Here is a 21,674-nt window from a genome sequence, read left to right as displayed (position 1 = left end):
TGCAGTCAAACCGATTGTTATTTAACCATTTGCACTTAATTTGAACGAATAATCACTCTTGCGAGATAAAATCATATGCATATTGCAAACAGTCTTTTGCAAATAGCAAACAAGTTACATTGGCCATTAAGGTTTACGAGCAAGGTCTCGTGCTAAAATCAAAGCTAAGCCAAAAACCTGCAAAAACAATCCAATGCTTTTGTACCATGCGATCTTTTCTTCCAAACTCGACATGACTTCAGTTACCTCAAGGTTTTCTAGATAGTAACTGTCGATGCGGTTTCGATAGTTAGTTTGAGCTTGATTGATTTCAGACATAAGGTTGGGCAGTTGGGTGATCTCAATGGCGCTAACCTTCTCCCCTGTCCATGCAGAAAGGTGTCCTTGTAGGACTTGATTCATCTCTTCAGACACCGCTTCTCTTTGGGACAAATGAAGATGCAGTAGCAATACTTCTCGCTTTCTCTCAAGCGTTTCTACACTGTTCCACGCCAATTGAATGGAGTACAAGTTGTCGGCCTTTTGATCGGCCAACAAACTGGTTTCTTTTCCTAATTTATCGAGCACCACGCTCGTCAGTACGATCGCCGCGATATTTAGCACCAATCCGATAAGAACCAGTAGCCAAGCTGGCGGTAAGTAAGTCGCGTTTTTTACCATAAATTACCGTAAGGTAAGTAGATTAAGTTCAGCACCACTAAACCAATCATAGTAAAAAAGGTGAACTTCATCCCGGTCACACGCCCTTTTAAGTCTTCACCTAATATTCCGCGAGCATGAATGATGCGCCCAATGACGAACGCAACTCCAGCAAGATGAATCAGCCAAACCGATGCACCGTTGTATTCAACGAGTGCCATTAGAATCAGAGTAATAGGAATGTATTCACTTGCGTTGCTTTGGGCACTTCGGGCGATTTGAAGCGCTTCAACGCCACCGTCAGCGTAGGCGATTTTGTTGCTTCGACGTTGTTTGATGACTTGAAAAGCGAGCCAGATGAGCAGTAAAGCGAGAATGGATGCGTAGAGAGCGGTGATCATAAATCTTCCTTCTTTAGATATTGCGATAGCATTCTAATAACGAAAACTAAGGGCTAACTATATATTAAATATAAGCTAGCCCTATGAACCCAAAGAAGGAATTGGCTAAATTGAGTGGTCAGCAAGCTTTTTTCTTTTTGATAGCTTAGCGATGCCCTCGAAGATCGTGAACAGAAGACCCACCCAAATAAAGGCAAAAGTCACCGCTTTAACGCTGTCGAACATCTCACCAAAGAACACAACAGCCAGTACAAACTGCAAGCTTGGCTCAATGTACTGCATCAACCCCACCGTCGATAAATTGGTGATGCGAATCGCAATCGAATAGAAGATCAGCGGTAAAAGTGTCACCGGCGCACTACCCAAGTAGAGCATAAAGGTGGTCATATCCACGGTAGAGGCCAACTCGCCTACTGTCACTTGTTTTACGATTAAGTAAGCGAGTGCGATTGGCGTCAGCACTACCGCTTCGATAAACAGCGTCGTGCTCCAATCAAAGTTAATCTTCTTCTTAAACAGACCATAAAGAGAGAAGAATATCCCCATTGTCAGAGCGACCAGTGGTAATTGACCGTACTGGATAACTTGATATAACACGCCGATCGTCGCCAGAAGAATCGCGATGAACTGCCCTTTTGAAAGCTTATCGCCCAACACAAACACGCCGAGTGCAACAGAGATTAATGGGCCAATAAAGAAGCCCAAGCTCGCATCAATGACGCGGTTGTTCGTTAATGCCCATGTGAATGCCACCCAAGAAATACACATTAAGCTACTGGCAACAAACGTATACCAAAGCGATTTTTTATCCTGCCAGATCGCAGACCATTTTGGCATATGACGCGTGATCGCCAGAACGAGAACAAACCCTACAGGCACTGAACCAATAATACGTAGCGCAAGCAGTTCATCCATCGATGCGTTTGGTAAAAAGCGATAGTAAATTGGCAACAGTCCCCAAATAACGAAGGACAATGCAGCCATAAAGTTGCCGTAACGATTGCTGTTCATAACTAACTCGACAAATAAAAAGTGACGCGATTCTATAGAGCAAAGTGCTTTTGTAAAGCGAATTTGAAACGATGACTTAACTTTACAGTGCTAGGCCTTGAACCACGGCGGTAATACCACTAACAAAACACAGCGTAAGTGCGCCAAAGCGAATCTTTTCTTTCGGCAATAACTGTGTCGTTTTGATTGCTAACCAATAACCAAATGCAGCAGCCGGCAGCAATGGCAACGTGATCACCAAATGATGAAGATTAAAGAAGCCAACGGGTATCTGGACTATCAATGAGATAATAGAGCTAAATACGAAGAATGCAGACAAGTTACCACGTAACTGATTCGCCTCTTGATGTTGTAACAATAAAGCCATAGGTGGACCACCAATCGCAGAACTGGTACCAAACAGACCTGAAAAGAAACCTGCGAACGTCATGCGTCCGGGAGTTGGTTCAATACGGAATGGGAGTACGCTTACTGCTACGGCAAACAGTACGAGAAAACCGATCCAAAGTGTGAGTGCTTCAGTGGAAACAAAGAACAACAGCGCCCCACCCGCTAGCGAGCCTGGCACACGACCGATCAAAGCCATTTTTAGGCCACCAATTTCAACACTGCTGCGGTGCTTCATTGCGTTCATTAATGAAATAAACAGAGCAACCAAGCAGATTGGTGCAGGTACATATTCAGGAGCCCAAAGAATCAGTAATGGCGCAGCCACAATAGCGAGGCCAAAACCAATGGCGGTTTGAACATAAGAGCCAAGGAAAATCAGCCCCATTGCAAGCAAATTAGTTGAATCGAAATCCATCTATATGATCTTATATTTTAATTAATTATTAGAGAGTTGATTGAATACACACCACCTATCAATACCTCACTCTCACCCCGCGTAGGATTCACCAAAGCCATTAAAAACACAATCAAAATGTTTCAATATCTGAGTTCTTAAGTCTCACATTTTGCGACTTACAAAATTGGTTATCTCTTCGCCACAAAATTTATGACGTGAATAGTATCTTGGATACAAATATGGAACTATAATCACACTATATTTAGAGTGAATACACCATTAAAATTCACCAAATATGAACTTTAGTAGTCTATAGCACCATAAAATACAAAAATATTAGACTATCGTATCAACCTAACTTAAAGATGGTTTATGAAAAGAAAATCAGGTTTTACTTTAATTGAGCTTGTTGTTGTTATCGTAATTCTCGGCATCCTTGCTGTCACTGCCGCGCCACGCTTTTTAAACATTCAAGACGATGCTCGCGAAGCTCGTTTAGAAGGTATGAAAGGTGCAATCGCTTCAGGTCTAGGAATTGGATATGGGAAAATGGCGATAGCGGGATTGGAAGATGGTTATGTGTCCAACTTTGAACCAAATACACCTAATTTCAACCTTCCGTTTGATGGATGTGACATTGGCGGCACAAAGCGCTGTGCATTTCGCTACGGCTATCCTGATACTGATGAAACGGGGTTAACTCTGATTGTTCCAGAGTTAGATCATCAGTATGGTGATACTGACTGGCAGATTAAGAGGACAGAGGATAAAAAATTTATGTCTGTCACTGTTCGAGGTGACTCCAACTCAAATGAAAACCACTGCAACATATTATATGCCGCTCCACAAAACGAAAATGAAACATACACGTTAAAAATCAATCACTGTTCATAATAAAAAGGCTGCCAATCGGCAGCCTTTTTTAAATCTGTAGAAAGTTACGCGAAACTAAATACGTGCTTATCCATCATGTTCACCATACGCCCGATCTCTGGCTTAGTGATGGTGTCATTCGCACCAAGAGATAACGCTTTCGCACGGTTGTCTTCACTCATCAAAGAAGAGAACATCACGATTGGTGTTTGGCTGTAGGCTTCTGTATCACGTAGTCGTTTCACTAAGTGCATACCATCCATACGAGGCATTTCTACGTCGGTAACAACGGCATCAAGCAACTCACGAACTGGCAAGTTTTCTTCTTTCGCTACGTCGATCAAGCTCATCAGTTTTTCATACGCTTCGCCACCATCTTTACAGGTGATCACGTTATACCCCGCAGAAGCCAATGTATCTTGAATCAATGAACGAATAAACGCAGAGTCATCCACAACCATGATGGTTTTTGCGTTACGCTTACCGACCATACGTTGGTTTAGATCAACCGACTTATCGCCCGTCACGTCGTACTTTTCCATACTCAGTTCTGGGTTGATGTCTGCAATGATCTTCTCGAAGTCTAAGATCATGATCAGATTGCCGTCTTTACGTACTACCGCAACAACGCAGTCTTGTTCCCCCGCTTCTAAGAATTGGCTTGGGGACTCTACATCGTTCCACGAAATACGGTGGATACGCGAAATACTGTCGATCAAGAAGCCATTCGTCATCTTGTTGAAGTCGGTAACAATAACAAACTTACGCTCAAGATCACGACGCGTAGGAACACCAAGCCAACCAGCAAGGTCAACCAATGGCGTTAACACTTCACGCGACGAGAATACGCCGATCATATGAGGTTGTGCATTCGGATAATCAGTAGTCTCCGGCACGCGAATCACTTCACGCACTTTAGCGACGTTAATACCGTAATAACATGTTTTTGTGCTGCCATCTGGCAATTGTTTTTCTAGATGGAACTCAATGATTTCAAGCTCATTGGTGCCACTTTCAGTCAGAATAGTACTGGTTACGTTACTCATAAACCCAATTATCCAAAATACGCATCAAGAAAAAGGCTTGATGCAATGCCACAGAGAATCACTTCACAGGCGTAAAAATCCAAGAGTCCTTTTGTAGTCTTTGAGACAGAATTTGTAAATAATCAAAAGGATGCTGACCGCACACTTCTATATCAAATGATGAAATTTCGTCTCATTTTTGAACAAAACTCAGCCATGAGTTCGATATAGAAAAGACGTCTGTTTAAATAGCGGCAGCAAATAGAAAAAGTTTAGCGATTTATTAGTGTGTTTTAATAACCGACTCATTCGAAACTCGGTGACGCTCACCGTATACGCCTTCTTCCGTTCGAACACCGCAGCTGATGACCATGGTGATTTGGTCACTGTCACGTAAGCCAAGTAAATCTTTCACACGCTTCGAATCAAATCCTTCCATCGGGCAAGTGTCGTAGCCCTTCTCTCTCATGGCATACATAAAGGTCATGGCTGCAAGAGAAACACTTTTGTGCAAGCATACGCGAACATCCGCTTTACTCACCTCACGCACCATAGGTTTATTACGCCCCAACCACCAGCTGTAGAGCTTACGAACGACTCCACGAACACCAAATGCATCGTTGTTATAAACCATCGGGATGAGTTTTTCGTAGTACTTTAGAGCGCGCTTGGCCGCAGCGTCGTCACGGCCTTCAAAAGCTTGGCGCACAGTCTCTGCGTTGCGCTTTGCGCGCTCTTTCCAGTTATGAGTCGTGGCAACAAACACCACCAATTCGTTAGCTGTCTTAGCGGCATTTTGCCCCATACAAAGCTCAGCAAGCGCTGCTTTTTTATCTTCTGAGATCACACGATGGAATTCCCACATCTGCATGTTGCTGCTGTTAGGACTTAATGTGGTTAGCTCAAGGGCCTTGGCAACATCATCATGGTTAAACTCAGCGCTCGCGTCGTATTTTCTGACTGAACGACGAGATTGAACAATTGATTCAAAAGAAGGTTGGTTCATAACGGACTCAAAAGATAGGAAAAACGCGATCTTACCGATTCACACCTCACCTGCAAGCGTAAATACAAAGCCAGACACAAAATCGTGTCTGGCCGTCTTATTATTGAAGTTTGAAAAAACGTATTTGGTCTGAAAGGTTAATCGACATTCTTGCCAATTCGTCGGCGGCCTGATTGCTGTCTTGAATCATATTAACCGTCTGATCGACTTGGTCTCTTACCGACACGACACTTTGGTTAATCATCTCCGCTGTTGCACTCTGCTCTTCTGTTGCCGCTGCAATTTGTGTGTTCAGAGCGTTAGTTTGTTCAATATTGGTAGAGATACTAATAAAGGCATCGTTCGCAGATGCAGATTGATGAACCGTCTCCTCAAGCATTCGCTGCCCTGCATCGATGGAATCTACCACTTGGGTCGTGTTCTGCTGCAACGTATGAATTCGATCTCCTATTTTCTCTACTGCCTTTTGGGTTTCTTGAGCCAACTGACGCACTTCATCCGCAACGACTGCAAATCCACGTCCTTGGTCACCAGCCCTTGCTGCCTCAATCGCTGCGTTTAATGCAAGTAAGTTGGTCTGCTCTGCAATGGTTTGGATGACTTGGGTGATGTCTGCGACTTCGGCTGTACCATTGGACAACGTCGCAACTTTCTGGCTCATTGTGCCCATTTGACTTGCTAGCCCGCCAACTTGCTCAGTCGCACTTTGCATGACAACTTGCCCCTGTTCAGACACCTCCGATGCCACTTCGGCTTCACGAGACGCACCATTCGCATTTTGTGCAACTTCAGCGATGGCTACCGTCATCTCGTTAACTGCTGTCGCGACTTGGTCAGTTTCCATTTGTTGCGATTGCGCATTGCTTAATATCTCAGAGTTTACGGCTGATAATTCTTCAGAAGCGGAAGCAAGAAGATCACTGCATGAAATAACTTCAGAAACGGTTTTGTACAACTGCTCTTCCATGTGATGTAGAGCATCAAGCATTTCTGCTACCTCATCGCTCCCCTTCACTTGTTGCTGCTCTGCAGAGATCTCACCGCGGCTCAGCTTCTCAGCCACTTGCTTTGCGAACAAGACATTGTTGGTAATATCGCGAGATATAAACACGCACAGCAAAGACAAAGCCGGAAGTCCGATGAACAACGCTAATGCTACGTTAATCGTTGCGTCTTCAGTGGTTTGTTGTATCTCTTCTTTTAGTACGTTCTGATCATTGACGGCGTCTGTTTTAATACCGTTGATCTGTTCTGAAATATCAAAACCAATCTCCTTTAACACGTCCCATCGAGCATTTCTTTCTCGAATTAACACAGCCACCTGAGACAAGGAACTCGCAAAGCTGTCGGTCAATGCATTTAACTGCTCTTGATTAACATAACCAAGTTGCGTCAAATACAATTTCCACTCGTCGAGCTTTGATTCAAACTGCTGATAGTCTCGCTCATTATTGGTCAATAGGTATTCTGTAGCTTCTTGTGTTAGCGCTTTAAACACCAAGGTGGCGTCAGCAAGTTCCGCACGATATTGCGTTACATCGGTCGCTTCAGAAAGACGTTTTTCTAATTTTGATTCCACTTGCTTTTGAAAAGAGACAAGTTCGGCAACCTTTAGATCTCGCTCTTTCATTAAACGAGAAACGTCATTTAGATTGTCCATGTAGCGAACCAATTCAGCAGTCACCTTTTCAAATCGAGTTTTACGCTCTGGATCGAAGGCATTTTCAGCCTGCTTTTGGGCTTCTTGATGGGCGAATTTTAACGCTTCCATAGATTGAGAGAAAAATTGTGGATCGCGATTCGTCCGATACGTAAGTGCATTGGTTCGAGCGGTCAAAAGGTTTGTTTCGATTTCGGTTGCTTCAAACGCAGTGGTATTGATGGTTTGAAAATGAATAAAATTATTGTTGATGTGTTTGGTGGTAACAATACCAACCGCGGTGATTGCAAATAGCACCAAAATAACGGCACTTAAAATCAGGTAAAACTTATGTTTTATTTTTTTAATCTTGTTTAGCATTCCGCCTAACTCCGTGAGAACAGCAAGAATGAAATACTAAAAACCCATGGATTCAGGTGCAAACTGGCCAATCAAAGCGTAACAACCTATCTAATTGTTATCATTGAGTTTATTTCAGAATGTCAGCTTTTTCCGACGAGAAACAAAGATTGATACGTCAATGTAAGACCGTCATTCTTTCACGTGCTATCTAATTGATTCTATTATTTTTAGCGCGACACTTTCTCATATGCGAGACACACCTTTTCAAATAATGAAATTGTCATTTTCACCCACTCCTCACGGATTTTTCCTACAATCCTACCTCGTTAAATAAGTGCTGAAAGGAAGCGGCAAGTAAATTGAAATATAAGGTGAGGCACAAATATGAATAACGTTCTTATTATCGACGACCAACCGTTATATAGCGAAGCACTCGCTTCTCTTGTTCAAACCGCTTTCCAATCTGTTAACGTCGTGGAGTCAACAGACAGCGCTGAAGTTATGGAAATCATTCGTAACCAACCTGTAGATTTGGTTATTTTAGACGTCGTGCTAGGTGATCGAGACGGCATGCGCTTGGCTAAGAACATATTAGCGACAGGCTACCAAGGCAAAATCTTGTTTATTTCTTCTCGTGATTATTCAAGTTTGTCTAAAGCCGCATTTGAAATGGGTGCACACGGCTTTTTAAATAAGAATGAAGCGAAAGCCACCATTATGGATGCCATCGTCAGTGTGACTCGTGGATATTCGATGTTTAAAGCGACGCATAACCAATCATCGGGTAACGTCACTTTATCTAATCGTGAAGCAATGGTGTTCCACTACCTTGCCCAAGGTTACTCGAATAAGAAGATCTCTGAGCAACTGTCACTGAGTGCTAAGACCATCAGTACGTACAAAACTCGAATCTTGAAGAAGTATCATGCTGAGTCTGTTGTAGAACTTCTCAACACCCTTCCTCAAGAAGAGTGTGGCAGTCTTTGTTGTTAGTTTCGCTTTAAGGCAGTCAGGTTAGGTAATTACGTATCTCGCGATAGCATCAGTTAATAGCTGGTGCATCGAGTTGTAGCGATGAGTTTGCTTCATTTGTACCACCACTTTTGGGCGCCCTTCAGGATAGAAGGTTTCAGGTACAGGAATAAAATGAAAACCATCAATCGGTTTTTGATACTCCAGCAAAATTGTCGCTGCGGCCCTTGTTCTGATCACCTTGAGTAAGCTGGTGATATTTCCGATAGTCGCAACCCGGTCAATATTCAATCCGCCCTGCTCAAGCGCTCGCTTGGTGACTTGCTCCCTATCTTTCCAACCTGCGAGCTCAAGCAAAATGAACTTAAGCTCACACGCTTTTTCTAAATCGGTAATACCCAGTTCTTCGGGCACGACAATAACGGCTGGCGCGTAACCGATAAACTGTTGATGAATGGATTTTGGGTATTCTTCATTAAAATAGTGCAGTTGCATGTCTACTTTATCTTCAAGAATATCGTCAATCGTATTATCGGTGCTGCTTGCCACATTAACGTAGGCATTAGGAAACAAATCCATTAAGTCACCTAAAAGCAAGTCACCAAAAGATTGTTGCGCGGATTGCGGTAAGCAGATAGTGATGCTCTTGTCATAAGACAGAGGATCAAACTCTCGTCTCACGAGGCAAGACTCAAGCTGGTCGAGAGCATCTGTGATTTCTGGTAGCTTTCGCTTCAAATAGTCTGTCGGTTCAAAGTGATGAGCGTGACGAATGAAAAGCTCATCTTCCAGTTGTGTTCGCAAACGAGTGAGGTATTTACTGATAGATGCTTCGCTTTTACCTAGCGCTTTCGCAACAGGCTTAAGTTGGCGATGTCGTTCTAGCAGCACCAGTATTTTGAGGAGGTTTAGGTCTAGATCTTTATTCACAGCGCGGTTACCAAATAGAATCAAAGATTAAAATTGTGATTTTTATAATTACCTTCAGCCAAATACAAAGAAAGCAGCCTTTGCATAGGCTGCTTTACTATAGAAGACCAAAGTCACGTTTTGGTCAAGTTTATCAAACTCTTATATCGCCACTTACTGACATTTGAGTCATTTACCACGATTTTCAGACATAAGACACTGTCTCAATTTAGCATCGCTTGCGCTTACACTCGTACAAATCCTCGTCAGCACGCATGATAACATCGTTCAGCGTCTCATGCTCGGTGCTCATGGCGATACCAGTACTTACGCTAACGTCGATATCTAAGCTCTTTAAACGGTTCTCCTTCACCACTGAACGTAGTTTCTTGGCCAGCATTAGCGACTTGCTCTCACTACAATCAGGAAGAATCGCGATAAATTCATCACCACCTGTCCGAATCAGATAATCCGTCGCTCTAAAGACTTTTTTCATCGCATCCGCAATTATCGAGATAACCTCGTCACCAACATGGTGGCCGTATTTATCGTTGATACGTTTTACTCTATCGCCATCAATCGCAATGACAGTGAAAGTGGTCATCTTGATCTTGTTCTTGAATGCCTGCTCTTTAAAGACCTTACGATTAAACAACCCGGTGAGCTCGTCTTTGGTTGCATCGCTAATGGCATTTGCTAGCTGAATCTTACTCTCTTTAGATTCCTGCGCCTTGGAGTAATAACCAAAGATTACCGCGAACATAATCAGGTACAAGAACCCAAAGTCGATCAGAATTTTACTAAACGGATACTTATAAACGATGAGGTTATTGTTATCTGCAACATAGGTCTGCGTGTAAGCAAAATCTGGCCACGGGTAATGCGGGAAATAGACCACAACGTGCTTGTTGCCATTATTAATGTCTACCGTGAGTGCTTTACCCTCCGTTCTCAGAGAATCAAGAAATATCTGTTCCCCAAACTCTCCAACAATCTGTCCTTGGTAATACACAGGGCTAATGACACTGAATGCCCTACTGTCCGAATAAGTGGTTTTAAACGGCTGTGAAATCAAAATCCGATCGGCTAATTGATCTTTCCATGCCGCCAAGACGCACGAGTTAGTTTCTTTACACCAATCAACATCAAATGGTGCTGCTAAGTTCTCGAGCTCTTCGATTGGATTTTCAAGAATAAGCTTGTTAGCGGTATAGGAGCGAAAGTAAAGCACCACGTCGATTCGTTCATAAACGTTTGATAGGTAGCCTTCGGCTTCATGTAAAACTTTACGCGCGACAGATTCCACATAATCTAGCTCACTTCCCGCTTCAAGCGCATAAACTGCATCTTGGAAGCTAAACTCCGTAAGCTCACCAATTTCCTTTGCCGTTTTTCCCTCGTAACGAGCCAATTCAGACTCCATGAGCAGACCAAGCAAGGTTACCTTCTGCTTGGTCTTAGAAATTCCCTGAGTGTAGATCTTAAATTGTTTCACCTCATGAGAAATCAGCATAGCGCCAATCATGGTCATTGAGGTTGTAAACAAAAGCGTGGCAAAGAAAAAAGACAAATAGATGTTTTTTAAATTCATCCTTTCTCCTGTTAAGTGCTCACAACTTTTGTCAGTTCAACGATGTTTTTTACGTTGAACTTATCCAGAACGCGTCGCTTGTAGGTGCTAACAGTCTTGTCACTGATAGACAGCACATCTGCGATATCTCGGTTACTCTTCCCTTGCAATAGTAACTTCATTACCGCGCTTTCACGGCTGGATAGCGTCGGTACATTTCGATGTTCTTCGACCGTTTGTTTGAATTTGAAGAACGAATACCCTTTCGCTACGGCTTCTATCGCATCTTTCAAAATTTCATGGTTTTCGGACTTACATACATAACCATCAGCGCCCGAGCGAAACGCCATTTGACTATACATGTGGCTGGTCTCAGCAGAGAAGAAGATGACCTTGCCACTGAAACCGTGAGATTTAATACGCTTATAAAAATCGTACCCATCACAGTCCGCGAGATTCACATCCAAAATGAGCAGACCGATATCCGATTCTTTCAGCGTTTTTAGTGCGTCTTTTGAGCTTGTTGCCGTCATAACTTCATTTGCAATGCCTAGGCTTTCAACCAAGGATTTAATAGCAATGCAAACCAGTGGGTGATCATCAAAGATCAAGCAGTTCATTTTATTCATCATTCTTTTAGTTCAATATCGTTATTGCTTCTAATGGCATAGGTTTATCGATGTAATAGCCTTGGCACACATCAACGGTATATTGGCGCATGGCCTCTAGCGTCACCTCGTCTTCCACCCCCTCTGCGACGACGCTAATGTTTAAGCTTTTTGCTAGTGCGCATATCGCTAACACTATGTTTTTCTTTTTCGGGTCATGAACTAACCCTTGAACGAATGAACGGTCGATTTTCAGCTCGTTGAAAGGCAGTTGAGCAAGCTTTTCTAACGAGGATGATCCGGTACCGAAATCATCAATACTGATCGTCACTCCATTCATTCGAAATTTAAGTAGGTTCTTATAGAGCGCTGGACTGGTTTGAAATGTGTCTCGCTCTGTTATTTCTATCGTAAATCGGTCTGGACTGATGCCATGCTCCTGACAACGGGCGATAAATTGGTTCGCAAATTCCGCATCTTCTAAGTTGTCATGATCGACATTTAGCGACACATGTTGCTTGAGTCCGCGATTTTTCATGTCGTATAACGCGTTGCTAAACACTGCATCAAATAACTCTGCTGATAAGTGACAACGTTCCACGATCGAAAGGAAATTATGTGGGGCAAGCACGCCGTAAATCGGATGAAACCAACGAGCAAGCGCCTCATAACCGATAATCTCGCCGGAGTTGGCATCAGCTAACGGTTGGTAATAGTTTTTGACTTTACCCTCAGCCAATGCGAACAAGAATTCTTGGTCCTGAACGCAGATATCCTGTTGGAAATGTGTATTTTTAACCGGCTCAAGTCCCGATCTTCTCAGCATTTCGGTTACTTGGCTTTCATCGTAGGGTTTAAGTAACTTACCCAGTACTTCAAAACTGAACGTCTCGCACATAGCACGCACAGCTGTAACGATTGTCAGCTCCATCGCACTGACCAGCACGACTTTGCCGCGATAACCAATCTGGTTAAGCATTTCCATCATGTCGATGCCATCTTTGTTTGGCATTTGCAGATCACAGAAGATAATGTCGATATTCGCCGATTTTGCGTGTGCAATGGCTTTGTCGACGTCATCAAATGACGCAACGTCTACGTCGTGACGCAGCAACATTTGCTTTAACAGCGTAATTTGCAGTGGATGGTCATCAATCACCATCGCGTTTAGTGGTTTATTCATGAGCTTTTATCCAATGTTCTGCGAGGTTGATTTCTTGTTCGATTCGGTCAATAAGGCCAGTGACATGTGATTCAAAGTCGGCGTCACTCGCCTGCTCTGCTTCAACACACAGTTCGGCTAAAATGCTAACGCCAATGGCACCGAGTGCTCCTTTAATGCCGTGGATAATGCGTTTTTTCTCTAATTTACTTTCTGCTTGTTTTAAGTTGGAAACGTCTTGTGTCATCGAACTCTTAAACACATTCGCAATCTCATGCGCATCTTGCTTTCTGAACTTCTCGATCCACTCAGGCCATTTCGCCTCTTTTTCTTGACCAAGATAAGGCAGCAGCTTCGACTTGAGTTTTTCTAAGTCATACGGCTTGTATAAGATGTCATCAATCCCGATGTTTTTGGCTCGCTCATTGGCTAAGCGAGAATCCTCTGCTGTCACGCCAATTACAGGGATCGAAGCGTGCTCTGGTGTTGCTTTAAGCTTCTTCACTAGCTCAAAGCCATCCATCTCTGGCATATGGAAATCGGTCAGCACTAAGATCACTTGATCGTCTCGGTTTACATATTGCCAAGCTTCTAGTCCGTTACTCACGATCACAGGCTCGATGCCAAGCTCTCGCAGTTGCATCGTAATTACGCTTTGGTTAATCGGGTTATCTTCTGCAACCAAAACCGAACCGTGCTTCCAATAAACATCACTGAGTGTTTTAGTTTGCTTGGGCTTCAATGAACAATCTTGTGTTAACAGCGCCAAAAGTGTGTCGGGGTACTTGGCATCAGAAGGAGAAAGCTCACATTCGCGGTTCTCCCCACATACCAAATTGAGACCTTGGAATTTGCCTTGAGGTGAAAACTTACCCGCCAAGCATGGTGCTACATCCGTAGACTCCATTCCCCAAACTAGACACCAATCACGAACATTCGCAGGTAAGGTTGGTGAGAAAGTATAACGAATGGCCGCTTGCGGTTCGGCTTCGCAGAAAATCACGGGTAGCTTCACCACCATTGTCGTGCCTAAGCCGAATTGGGAATCGATGCAGAGATCCCCACCCATACATTCCACAAGACGGTCAACAATGCTCAGGCCGAGCCCAGTACCACCGTACTTACGTGTGATCGTGTCATCGGCTTGCACGAACGGTTGAAGAATGCCATCAAGCTGTGTCTCCGTCATGCCGATGCCTGTGTCTGCAATCTTCAGGATCAACTGCCCTTCATTCATTGCTACGCTAACGCTGATCTCACCATCGGTGGTAAATTTCACCGCGTTAGACAGTAAATTTGTGGTGATCTGAACCAAACGCACAGCATCAACTTTCAACCAAGGATTCACAAACGGTTTGAAAGTCACACGGTAATCCAAACCTTTACTTACGGCTTTTGGCTCGAAGCTACGTACAACATCACTGAGTGTGGTCACCACATTGGTTTTGGTCGGTGTGACCTTTAATTGACCCGCTTCAAGCTTGGAGTAATCAAGAACCTCATCCACCAGTAGGTTCAAGTGATTGAGAGAACGCATCGCTTGGGTGATGAGTTCTTTACTAGACTCACGATTAGTCTGACGGGTCAACAAGTCCAGCAAGCCGTGTGCCGCAGATAATGGAGTTCTCAACTCGTGGCTCATCGTTGCCAAAAAGTTCTCTCGTGCACGAACCGCAGTTTGTGCCTTTTCTTGGGCATCAATGAGCGCAAACTCTCGCTCTTTCTGCTCGGTGATGTCTTGTAAAACGGTTAGAACGAACTTCTTCTTGCTACTCGGTGAAAGAATGGATTTGCGCTCTCGATAAACATGTTGAATACCGAGCTTACAAGCATTAGATGCCGTCGTGTCCGAGATACGTTTTCCTGCAATCACTTGGCGCAGTTCGCGTACGTTATCCACCAGCGGTTTCGCCCCTTTTCGGCTTTGAATCGTACAGCCTTTACAGCGATTATTGCGGTACAAAGAACAGTTGCTCATCTGGATCTGATTATCTTCACCGTGGATAAAGACAATGCTATTGATCTCTTGGATTATCTCCATCAGCCACTGTTTTTCTTTCTCTTCATTGGTCGCGTTAAGCTCCGCCAGATTCACTTTTAACTTAAGATGAGCCAGAACGAAGTAAACAATGGCAAGCAAGATGACGAACACTACCGCGACAAAAAGCACGATGGTAAAGATATGCTCTTCGTCGTATCCATAGACCAAGTTGAAGTTACGATATGTACGGTTCAGCTTGTCTATCTCTTTGGCATCGATCGTGTCGATGATGCTGTCGAGGATCTTCTTTAACTTGGTGTTGTGGTTTGCTACAGCAAAAGCAATAGAAAGCGTAAGGACGTCTTTCTCACTGATAAGCAGCCCATCGATATTATCTTGCGCAATCATGCTGTGAACGATGTCGTCCGGGACATAGGCGACATCGATCTCCCCCGATTTCAAATCGCTAAGCAACTGCTTTAAATCGTCGTAACGAGTGAAACGCTCTTCTTTCCATGAATCTAGATTCACCAACCCCTGCTTCTTTAGGCTCATTAATATGCCCGATTTCGCATCGTGAGGCGGATGACTGTCTACATCGAGCGCTTCAATCGCGACAAAGTTGTTGTGCATAAAAGGTTTGGTGATGAGCCAGTCTGAAGAACGCGCATGATCTACATAGGCGACAGGAACAATGTCGGCGCTAAATGCAGTCAAACCACTGTTTAAGCTGCTGCTAGGTTTTAAATACTCAAACTTGAGTCCCGTCCTAGATTGAATGAGGTCAATAAAATCCGGTAGGAAGCCATCTAAACGACCAGTGTGCGCATTTCTGAACAGAAACGGGAACGCCTCTTCACTACTGCTGTAAGTGATGGTCTCTTTGTTCTTGAGATCACGGCGATATTCCACCAGCAACTTGTCGTTGACGTGATAAGGATTTTTCGATGCAACAGAGCGAATGTTTTTACCATTGCGCTCCCAGCTTAGAATGCGGTCGATTCTATCGACAAGCGCTTGGTTTTCCTTAGAGGTAATAAAGCTCACATCCTCCTCGTTTAACCAACTTGGGATATCAACCGAGCCATTCACAATGTCGTTCTGATCTAGATATTGGTTGATCGCGACATAAGTTGAGATCAGCGCATTTGCACGGCCAGTTCTCACCTCTTCAAATGCTTTAGCGCGTGTTTGAACTTCGCGAACTTTGGTTGCGCCCATGTCTTTCAGGAACTCGCAATATACGGTTCCTACCACGCATACCCATTGGAGTTCTCGAGGGTCGCGTTTGTAGTAACTGTTTTCGCGATACCAAACAGCGACGGTGCTAGAGAAGAAAGGTTCAGAGAAAATGAATCGGGCTTCACGCTCAGGGGTTTTACTAAAACCAACGGCCCCGTCAATCTTGCCACTTTCAATATCATTGAGGATATCGGGAATGTTGTCATAAGAGCGCAGAACAAGCTTGAGATTGAGAACCTTCGCAATGTTCGTGAGGTACTCTAGGTTAATACCATAGAAGGCGTTCACCTTGATGCCGGCATTAGGGTCATCGGACATTTGTGCGATCACGCCAACCACAACGGCATCAGTTGGTTCTTCCGCAGCGAGAGAATAGTTTGAAGACGCAATTCCGATGAATGCGGCAAAAAATACAACGGTTTTTCTTAGAATGCTGAACATAACGACTTCCACAACTTGGGAGGTCAGACTAATTTGCACAGCTTAAATGTCAAACTTCGACAGTTTGAGAAATGTTTTTATATTACTGTTATTAAAAGACTTTATTCAATTTCGTCAGGACATTCTTACAAAATTATCCACCTTGGACTACAACACATTTGCGTAGACCATCTCATCATCAAAACGAAACTGTTTGCACAATAAATAAACAGCATAACGTGCGTCACAATAAACAAAAAAGTATAATCCGAAACCAGTTTGTGATGAAAAAAAGGCCACACTGGTTAAGTGTGGCTTTGATGATTATTCAACCAAACATGCTATTTCATTAAGACAATGAAACTGATTTTTCCCGTTATTCTTGGCTAGATACATCGCCATATCGGCTTCATTGATTTTCTCGTCCAATGTTGAACCGTCTTCTCTCGACCAATAACTCACACCGATGCTGGCAGAGATGTCACACGTTACGTCACCAAACTGAAATGGCTTGGATAAACTTTCTATGATGCGTTGTGCAATAGGCTCACAACTTGTCGCATCCCTTACAGCAATCAAAAACTCGTCACCAGCTAAACGCGAAACTAAATCTCTGCGAGCGACGCAGTTCATCAAGCGTTGAGCAACGACCTTGAGCAGTTGGTCGCCTATCGCATGACCATATTTGTCATTGACGGCTTTAAATCCATCTAAGTCGACAAACAAGATATGCTGAGAAGCACCGACATCGTGCTTTTCTTGTAGACGGCGCATTGCTTTGGAGCGGTTCGCAAGCCCAGTGAGCGGGTCATGATTCGCTTGGTAGTTCAAACGCTTCAATTCAATATCAATGGTGAGATCAGTAAAGGAAACCACAAAGGCTTCTGCTCGACCCGTTTCGCTCTTCAATACACGTACTTTCAACTCACAGGGCATCACGCGCTCTTGTTGGTTTTTGAGCTCTACGTGCGTCTTGTAGTGCCCAGTTTTGAGTAATCGCAGTTTGACGGCCTTTGTTACTTCAAAAGGCGATAAAAGCTCTAACGTTTTTAATGCATCCACTTCACCAAACCATTGTGTCGCGGCGTGGTTTTGAGTTTGAATGCCTAATGCTCGATTAAGCACTAAGATTGCGTCTTGGTTTTGATCGAACATCAGATCCAGTAATTTACGGCGTTGCTCGGAAAGCGTTTGCTCCGTGATGTCTTGCAACTGAATCAGACTGCTCTTTTCCGTGTCCATTGGATTACAAGAGATGAGATAACGTTTGGTCTTATCCAAACTGCGAACTTCAACGCCTTTTACCGTCGTATGTTTATCGATCGCAAACATCACTCGCTCAATTTTTGACAGAGGTTCAAAGCGGCTCACGAGCAAACGTCTGATTTCAGAGTTAACCTCCATGCCTCGTAATTCTTTAGACGCAATCGGGTTAAAGTACGTCACCCTATGACTTGAAGAAACCACCAGAACGCAACGTTGCATTGCATCGAGCGCACTGTGTATATAACGGTTTTTGTCCTCAACACGTTTTAGAACCTGCGCGACCTGAGACTCACGCTCAGCCAAGCTCATGGTCATTTCATTAAAGCACTCTGTCAACTTCCCGACTTCATCCTGGTGGTAAACAGGCAGTGCTTTACGAATCACCCCGACTTTACTCATATGCTCTACAGAGCGATGCAGAGACAAAAGCGGCAAAGAGATAAGCGAATGCAGCAGCTTCGCCAAAGCCCATGCACACATAGACAGCAGCAGCACGATAACGCCAAGCGATAACCACATCTTGCGCTCATTGATGAGTAAGTTTTCTAACGATACCCAGATCTCTAACGCGCCAAGCTTTTCATCACCTAAGACCACATCATAATGACGCATCACGACATTAAGGTGCGAGCACTTCAAGGTACGGCTTTGCCATTCACAGCCTTTTGGTAGATCTTCAATCGATGCGATGGTTTTATCATGTTGATTCACCACCAGCGCTGAAATCACATCAGGATCAAAACTCAGGTTAATCAGTTGCTCTTTCGCGGTGTATGAATCGTCAAACATCAATGCCGCTTGAAGTGTATTCGCAACCCCCTGACCAAGAATATTGGTACGACGCTCTAATGCGCTTTCTTGAGCTAGGACTAAGTATTGAATGGCAAGCGTGCCAAGACCTATCACAATGAGGGTAATCATAAGCCAAGTTGGAAGCATCATTTTGTGACGCAGTGGCAATCGAGCGAGACGAGAGCGAATCATGGCACCACCTCATCTTCAACTAGAATCGATATACTCAGCAACTGTGCTCGAAGCTGTACTTGAGTGGGTGCTACATGACCGCGCGATACCATAGGGCGGATACGGTTGTTCACTTTCACAAATGCAACCATTCCTCCCATCAAAACAAACTGTTCACCATTGCTGATTAACAACGAATGAGGATAAGTTTCTCTCAGCGTCTCAATCTGGGACGGCTTCGCCTGTGGAATATAAAGAATATGACAGGTACTCGGCTTTACATCGCTCGACAGGTCGTAGTAACGAGAAAGCTGAGGCTTGCGAGCAACAATGCGTTTTAAATGCTCAGCGACGGAGTCACCCTCAGAGACGCAATATTCTACAGGTGCAATAGACTTGCCTGTTGCCCCCCAATCGGCGAGTAAAGCAAATCGGTACAAGTAGACCGCTTTCAAATCGGCATCGTCATATTGACCGAACGCGAACGTCGCACTCAATAGGGCCCATAAGGTTATGCCCCATTTAAAGGCCGAACTCTTCTCGAATCGTCTCACCATCTGGCGTAATCCCAATCTAGCGTCAACCAATACTGTGTGCCATTAGCAAAAGAGTTGTAATTGTTAGGAAACTCTTTGCTTTGGTCAGCCCCTAAGTTCTCGACCGACGCGGTAATCTCTGGCATACAATCGTTGTACTGCCAGCTTAGAGATGCATCAAAGGAAACGACTTCAGGCCAGTTGTAGTCTTTATTGGCAACTGACACTGGATTCAATGCTGACTCATAATCTTCATGCAGTCCCGATTCAGAAACATATTGACCACTGACACTTACCCACCATTGCGGTGTGATGTCCCACATTACTTGTGCATTCACAAAGTGGTTTGGCTCATTTTCAATCATTCGTTTTACCGCATCATTATTTGAGCAGATGGCACCTTCACAATGACCAACAATTCGCTTATAGCTGTAGTTTGCGTTAATTTGGAGATCATCGTGGGGTTGCCATTTCACAGCGATTTCACCACCAAAACTTTCGCTCCATATCGGGTCAATCAGCTTGGATGTATATTGTTCCACCACAGTGCCAATAGTTCCCGGAGATGAGCCCTCCGCGATAATGTTTTGAGTCGCAGATTCAGTTTTATAAACGCGAATGTTTTCATGTCGGGTGTAAAAGGCACCGATGCTGAATTGCAAACGGTATTCATCCCAAAAACGATAACCAAGTTCATACGTAGATACAGACTCGACATCCAGACCTTCATTGCCTTTAAGCAACGTACTGTAGTAGTAATCGTAATAGTTGTTATCGCTGAACATTACGTTCTGCATGTATTGGTTTTCACGCAGGTAAGTACTCAACTCAAGGCGTGACGGCGTCACTATCGCTTTCCCCCAACCTGCCCAAATTCTTTGGTTGCTTGCAAGTTCATAACTCAAGCGAACTTGCGGTTGCGGATCGATATCATGAGTCAGGTTATTGTATTGCCAACGGTTGCCCAGCGTTAACTTGGTCTTGTCCATGACGGAAATATTCCAGTTCATGTACACGCCATAAGACTGGTTAAGAAAATCAGGATCTTCCGCTACACGTAAATAAGGCATAGTGACCTCATCACGCTTTGAAAAGGTGCCAAATTGCTCATCAATCAGGCGTACGTTGCCACCAAGGGTTAACTCGGTACCCCATAAATCAGAGAAGGTGTAATGTGAATCAAGGTCGGTTCTGAAAAACTGGGCATTAGCATGAGTACTGTCGTTAGAGCTGTAGGTAAACCAAACTTCGTTTTCCCAACTGTCGCCATTGGCGCGATCAAAAATATGATGGCCCCCAACGAAGTACTCTTGCATCGTCATTTCGGTTTCAAAAGAACGCATAGGCTCTGCACCTGGCATGATGAAATGCGGTTGGAAGTTACCCCAGTTGTAATCTTCACGGGAGCGAATCCCACCAGTCTGAACACTCAAAGTATGTTCATGCTTCTGATAATCCAAACGACCACCGAATCGCTCGGTATACACATTGAAATGCTGAAACGGCTGTACACGCGCTTCATCGCTGGTCCATGGCATGTGATCTACGAACTCGCCGTAAAGACTGTAGTTTGCGTATTCACCCGCAGAGCCCGCATGATGGAGCTGATATTCACTGTAATCGTAGTTTCCGAAACTGGCTGACACCTTCCCTTTTGCCGCACCCTCTGCCTCTTTTGTGATGACGTTAATAACACCGGTTACGGCATTGCCGCCCCATACTGTGCCAACTGGACCAAGGACAATTTCGATCTGAGCAATGTTATCCATACTGACGGGGATTAAATCCCAATCCACACCAGAAGACATCGGGTTAAACACACTACGACCATCAACCATGACCAACATTTTATTGTTCAGGGTTTCGTTGTTGCCACGCACGGTGACACCCCAATCGTAATTGGAGTATTTCGCGACATGCAGTCCGGGTGCCAAAGATAACGCATCAGCCACAGAACGCGCACCAGAGCGTTTAATCTCTTTTGCGGTAATGACATATACAGACGCGGGCGTATCTGCAAGGGATTGCGAGGTTCGAGTGGCCGAAACAACCTTGGTTTCAGCCAAGGAGCACAATGGCATTTCTAGTAAAGAATCTAGATCATAGTTAGCAGAGGCAGGAGCAATAGCTCCAAACGTGGATGCAATCACGAGGTTTAACGACAAACGCATAGGGGTATTTCTCAACGTTTGAACGCAAAAAATGGTATTTGGGGGAAGAGGTTCAAACGTTAAATTACAGTGTATCTATATGAGTACAGTGTACCATTTGCCCTAGTGTGGTTCATTTTAAACCAACGCC

The 21,674-nt window shown here is 44.1% G+C and carries 17 protein-coding genes; 2 read left to right on the top strand and 15 right to left on the bottom strand.

The genetic code is table 11. The features are described 5' to 3' along the window. Positions 1–126: 126 nt before the first annotated feature. The 4 genes from ACLIIY_RS24380 to ACLIIY_RS24365 form a co-directional block, all read right to left on the bottom strand. Positions 127–660 carry a DNA mismatch repair protein gene (locus ACLIIY_RS24380; RefSeq protein ID WP_418104161.1) on the bottom strand — a complete coding sequence of 178 codons (534 nt, stop codon included), beginning with the start codon at positions 658–660 and terminating at the stop codon, positions 127–129. After that, positions 654–1,040 carry an MAPEG family protein gene (locus tag ACLIIY_RS24375; protein ID WP_009705272.1) on the bottom strand — a complete coding sequence of 129 codons (387 nt, stop codon included), beginning with the start codon at positions 1,038–1,040 and terminating at the stop codon, positions 654–656. Before ACLIIY_RS24375 ends, ACLIIY_RS24380 begins: the two co-directional genes overlap by 7 nt. A 105-nt stretch (positions 1,041–1,145) precedes the next feature. After that, on the bottom strand, positions 1,146–2,051 hold the full coding sequence (gene rarD, locus ACLIIY_RS24370) for an EamA family transporter RarD (protein ID WP_054823215.1): 906 nt from the start codon (positions 2,049–2,051) through the stop codon (positions 1,146–1,148). A gap of 82 nt (positions 2,052–2,133) precedes the next feature. Beyond that, positions 2,134–2,856 (bottom strand): sulfite exporter TauE/SafE family protein, encoded by a 723-nt coding sequence (locus ACLIIY_RS24365; RefSeq protein ID WP_434528675.1) that lies wholly within the window; start codon positions 2,854–2,856, stop codon positions 2,134–2,136. 354 nt (positions 2,857–3,210) lie between these two features. On the opposite strand from ACLIIY_RS24365, the gene ACLIIY_RS24360 reads away from it, so the two are divergent. Further along, positions 3,211–3,732 carry a type II secretion system protein gene (locus ACLIIY_RS24360; RefSeq protein WP_039988852.1) on the top strand — a complete coding sequence of 174 codons (522 nt, stop codon included), beginning with the start codon at positions 3,211–3,213 and terminating at the stop codon, positions 3,730–3,732. Between the two features lie 44 nt (positions 3,733–3,776). On the opposite strand, the gene ACLIIY_RS24355 is transcribed toward ACLIIY_RS24360, so the two are convergent. The 3 genes from ACLIIY_RS24355 to ACLIIY_RS24345 all read right to left on the bottom strand — a co-directional run bounded on the left by ACLIIY_RS24355 (position 3,777) and on the right by ACLIIY_RS24345 (position 7,762). Further along, a complete protein-coding gene (locus tag ACLIIY_RS24355) occupies positions 3,777–4,757 on the bottom strand; it encodes a chemotaxis protein (RefSeq protein WP_054823213.1) in 981 nt (326 codons plus the stop codon). Between the two features lie 262 nt (positions 4,758–5,019). After that, positions 5,020–5,742: a nitroreductase family protein gene (locus ACLIIY_RS24350; protein WP_434528674.1), complete on the bottom strand. Its 723-nt coding sequence runs from the start codon at positions 5,740–5,742 to the stop codon at positions 5,020–5,022. Positions 5,743–5,842: 100 nt separating this feature from the next. Continuing rightward, on the bottom strand, positions 5,843–7,762 hold the full coding sequence (locus ACLIIY_RS24345) for a HAMP domain-containing methyl-accepting chemotaxis protein (RefSeq protein ID WP_434528673.1): 1,920 nt from the start codon (positions 7,760–7,762) through the stop codon (positions 5,843–5,845). A gap of 366 nt (positions 7,763–8,128) precedes the next feature. Between ACLIIY_RS24345 and ACLIIY_RS24340 the strand changes: the two genes are divergently transcribed. Beyond that, positions 8,129–8,737, top strand: coding sequence for a response regulator transcription factor (locus tag ACLIIY_RS24340; protein WP_009705265.1), 609 nt, complete (start codon positions 8,129–8,131; stop codon positions 8,735–8,737). 21 nt (positions 8,738–8,758) lie between these two features. Here the strand turns inward: ACLIIY_RS24340 and ACLIIY_RS24335 are convergent, their stop codons facing one another. The 8 genes from ACLIIY_RS24335 to ACLIIY_RS24300 form a co-directional block, all read right to left on the bottom strand. Beyond that, positions 8,759–9,646, bottom strand: a complete 888-nt coding sequence (locus ACLIIY_RS24335; RefSeq protein ID WP_005441308.1) for a LysR family transcriptional regulator — start codon at positions 9,644–9,646, stop codon at positions 8,759–8,761. A gap of 208 nt (positions 9,647–9,854) precedes the next feature. Further along, positions 9,855–11,216 carry a GGDEF domain-containing protein gene (locus ACLIIY_RS24330; RefSeq protein ID WP_434528672.1) on the bottom strand — a complete coding sequence of 454 codons (1,362 nt, stop codon included), beginning with the start codon at positions 11,214–11,216 and terminating at the stop codon, positions 9,855–9,857. An 11-nt stretch (positions 11,217–11,227) separates the two neighbouring features. Then, positions 11,228–11,827, bottom strand: coding sequence for a response regulator (locus tag ACLIIY_RS24325; RefSeq protein ID WP_409930315.1), 600 nt, complete (start codon positions 11,825–11,827; stop codon positions 11,228–11,230). A gap of 4 nt (positions 11,828–11,831) precedes the next feature. Then, a complete protein-coding gene (locus tag ACLIIY_RS24320) occupies positions 11,832–12,986 on the bottom strand; it encodes an EAL domain-containing response regulator (RefSeq protein ID WP_434528671.1) in 1,155 nt (384 codons plus the stop codon). Further along, the gene (locus ACLIIY_RS24315; protein WP_434528670.1) at positions 12,979–16,629 is read right to left on the bottom strand and encodes an ATP-binding protein; all 3,651 of its coding nucleotides are present in this window, start codon (positions 16,627–16,629) and stop codon (positions 12,979–12,981) included. The genes ACLIIY_RS24320 and ACLIIY_RS24315 overlap by 8 nt, the downstream gene beginning before the upstream one ends. 303 nt (positions 16,630–16,932) lie before the next feature. Then, positions 16,933–18,858: a diguanylate cyclase domain-containing protein gene (locus ACLIIY_RS24310; protein ID WP_434528669.1), complete on the bottom strand. Its 1,926-nt coding sequence runs from the start codon at positions 18,856–18,858 to the stop codon at positions 16,933–16,935. After that, on the bottom strand, positions 18,855–19,394 hold the full coding sequence (locus ACLIIY_RS24305) for a YfiR family protein (RefSeq protein WP_005437953.1): 540 nt from the start codon (positions 19,392–19,394) through the stop codon (positions 18,855–18,857). The genes ACLIIY_RS24310 and ACLIIY_RS24305 overlap by 4 nt, the downstream gene beginning before the upstream one ends. Continuing rightward, positions 19,388–21,544: a TonB-dependent receptor plug domain-containing protein gene (locus ACLIIY_RS24300; protein WP_434528668.1), complete on the bottom strand. Its 2,157-nt coding sequence runs from the start codon at positions 21,542–21,544 to the stop codon at positions 19,388–19,390. Before ACLIIY_RS24300 ends, ACLIIY_RS24305 begins: the two co-directional genes overlap by 7 nt. Between the last annotated feature and the right edge of the window lie 130 nt (positions 21,545–21,674).

It is taken from the genome of Vibrio sp. K4, from assembly GCF_051122595.1.
Taxonomy (GTDB): Bacteria; Pseudomonadota; Gammaproteobacteria; order Enterobacterales; family Vibrionaceae; genus Vibrio; species Vibrio owensii.
This window is presented reverse-complemented; position numbering and strand designations above follow the sequence as displayed.

Excerpts from the sequence above, each read along its gene's own strand:
- ACLIIY_RS24320 (WP_434528671.1), bottom strand. The coding sequence starts at position 12,986 with ATGAATAAACCACTAAACGCGATGGTGATTGATGACCATCCACTGCAA.
- ACLIIY_RS24365 (WP_434528675.1), bottom strand. The coding sequence starts at position 2,856 with ATGGATTTCGATTCAACTAATTTGCTTGCAATGGGGCTGATTTTCCTT.
- ACLIIY_RS24315 (WP_434528670.1), bottom strand. The coding sequence starts at position 16,629 with ATGTTCAGCATTCTAAGAAAAACCGTTGTATTTTTTGCCGCATTCATC.
- ACLIIY_RS24330 (WP_434528672.1), bottom strand. The coding sequence starts at position 11,216 with ATGAATTTAAAAAACATCTATTTGTCTTTTTTCTTTGCCACGCTTTTG.
- ACLIIY_RS24345 (WP_434528673.1), bottom strand. The coding sequence starts at position 7,762 with ATGCTAAACAAGATTAAAAAAATAAAACATAAGTTTTACCTGATTTTA.
- ACLIIY_RS24375 (WP_009705272.1), bottom strand. The coding sequence starts at position 1,040 with ATGATCACCGCTCTCTACGCATCCATTCTCGCTTTACTGCTCATCTGG.
- ACLIIY_RS24360 (WP_039988852.1), top strand. The coding sequence starts at position 3,211 with ATGAAAAGAAAATCAGGTTTTACTTTAATTGAGCTTGTTGTTGTTATC.
- ACLIIY_RS24380 (WP_418104161.1), bottom strand. The coding sequence starts at position 660 with ATGGTAAAAAACGCGACTTACTTACCGCCAGCTTGGCTACTGGTTCTT.
- ACLIIY_RS24325 (WP_409930315.1), bottom strand. The coding sequence starts at position 11,827 with ATGATGAATAAAATGAACTGCTTGATCTTTGATGATCACCCACTGGTT.
- ACLIIY_RS24305 (WP_005437953.1), bottom strand. The coding sequence starts at position 19,394 with ATGGTGAGACGATTCGAGAAGAGTTCGGCCTTTAAATGGGGCATAACC.
- ACLIIY_RS24310 (WP_434528669.1), bottom strand. The coding sequence starts at position 18,858 with ATGATTCGCTCTCGTCTCGCTCGATTGCCACTGCGTCACAAAATGATG.
- ACLIIY_RS24300 (WP_434528668.1), bottom strand. The coding sequence starts at position 21,544 with ATGCGTTTGTCGTTAAACCTCGTGATTGCATCCACGTTTGGAGCTATT.
- ACLIIY_RS24350 (WP_434528674.1), bottom strand. The coding sequence starts at position 5,742 with ATGAACCAACCTTCTTTTGAATCAATTGTTCAATCTCGTCGTTCAGTC.
- ACLIIY_RS24340 (WP_009705265.1), top strand. The coding sequence starts at position 8,129 with ATGAATAACGTTCTTATTATCGACGACCAACCGTTATATAGCGAAGCA.
- rarD (WP_054823215.1), bottom strand. The coding sequence starts at position 2,051 with ATGAACAGCAATCGTTACGGCAACTTTATGGCTGCATTGTCCTTCGTT.
- ACLIIY_RS24355 (WP_054823213.1), bottom strand. The coding sequence starts at position 4,757 with ATGAGTAACGTAACCAGTACTATTCTGACTGAAAGTGGCACCAATGAG.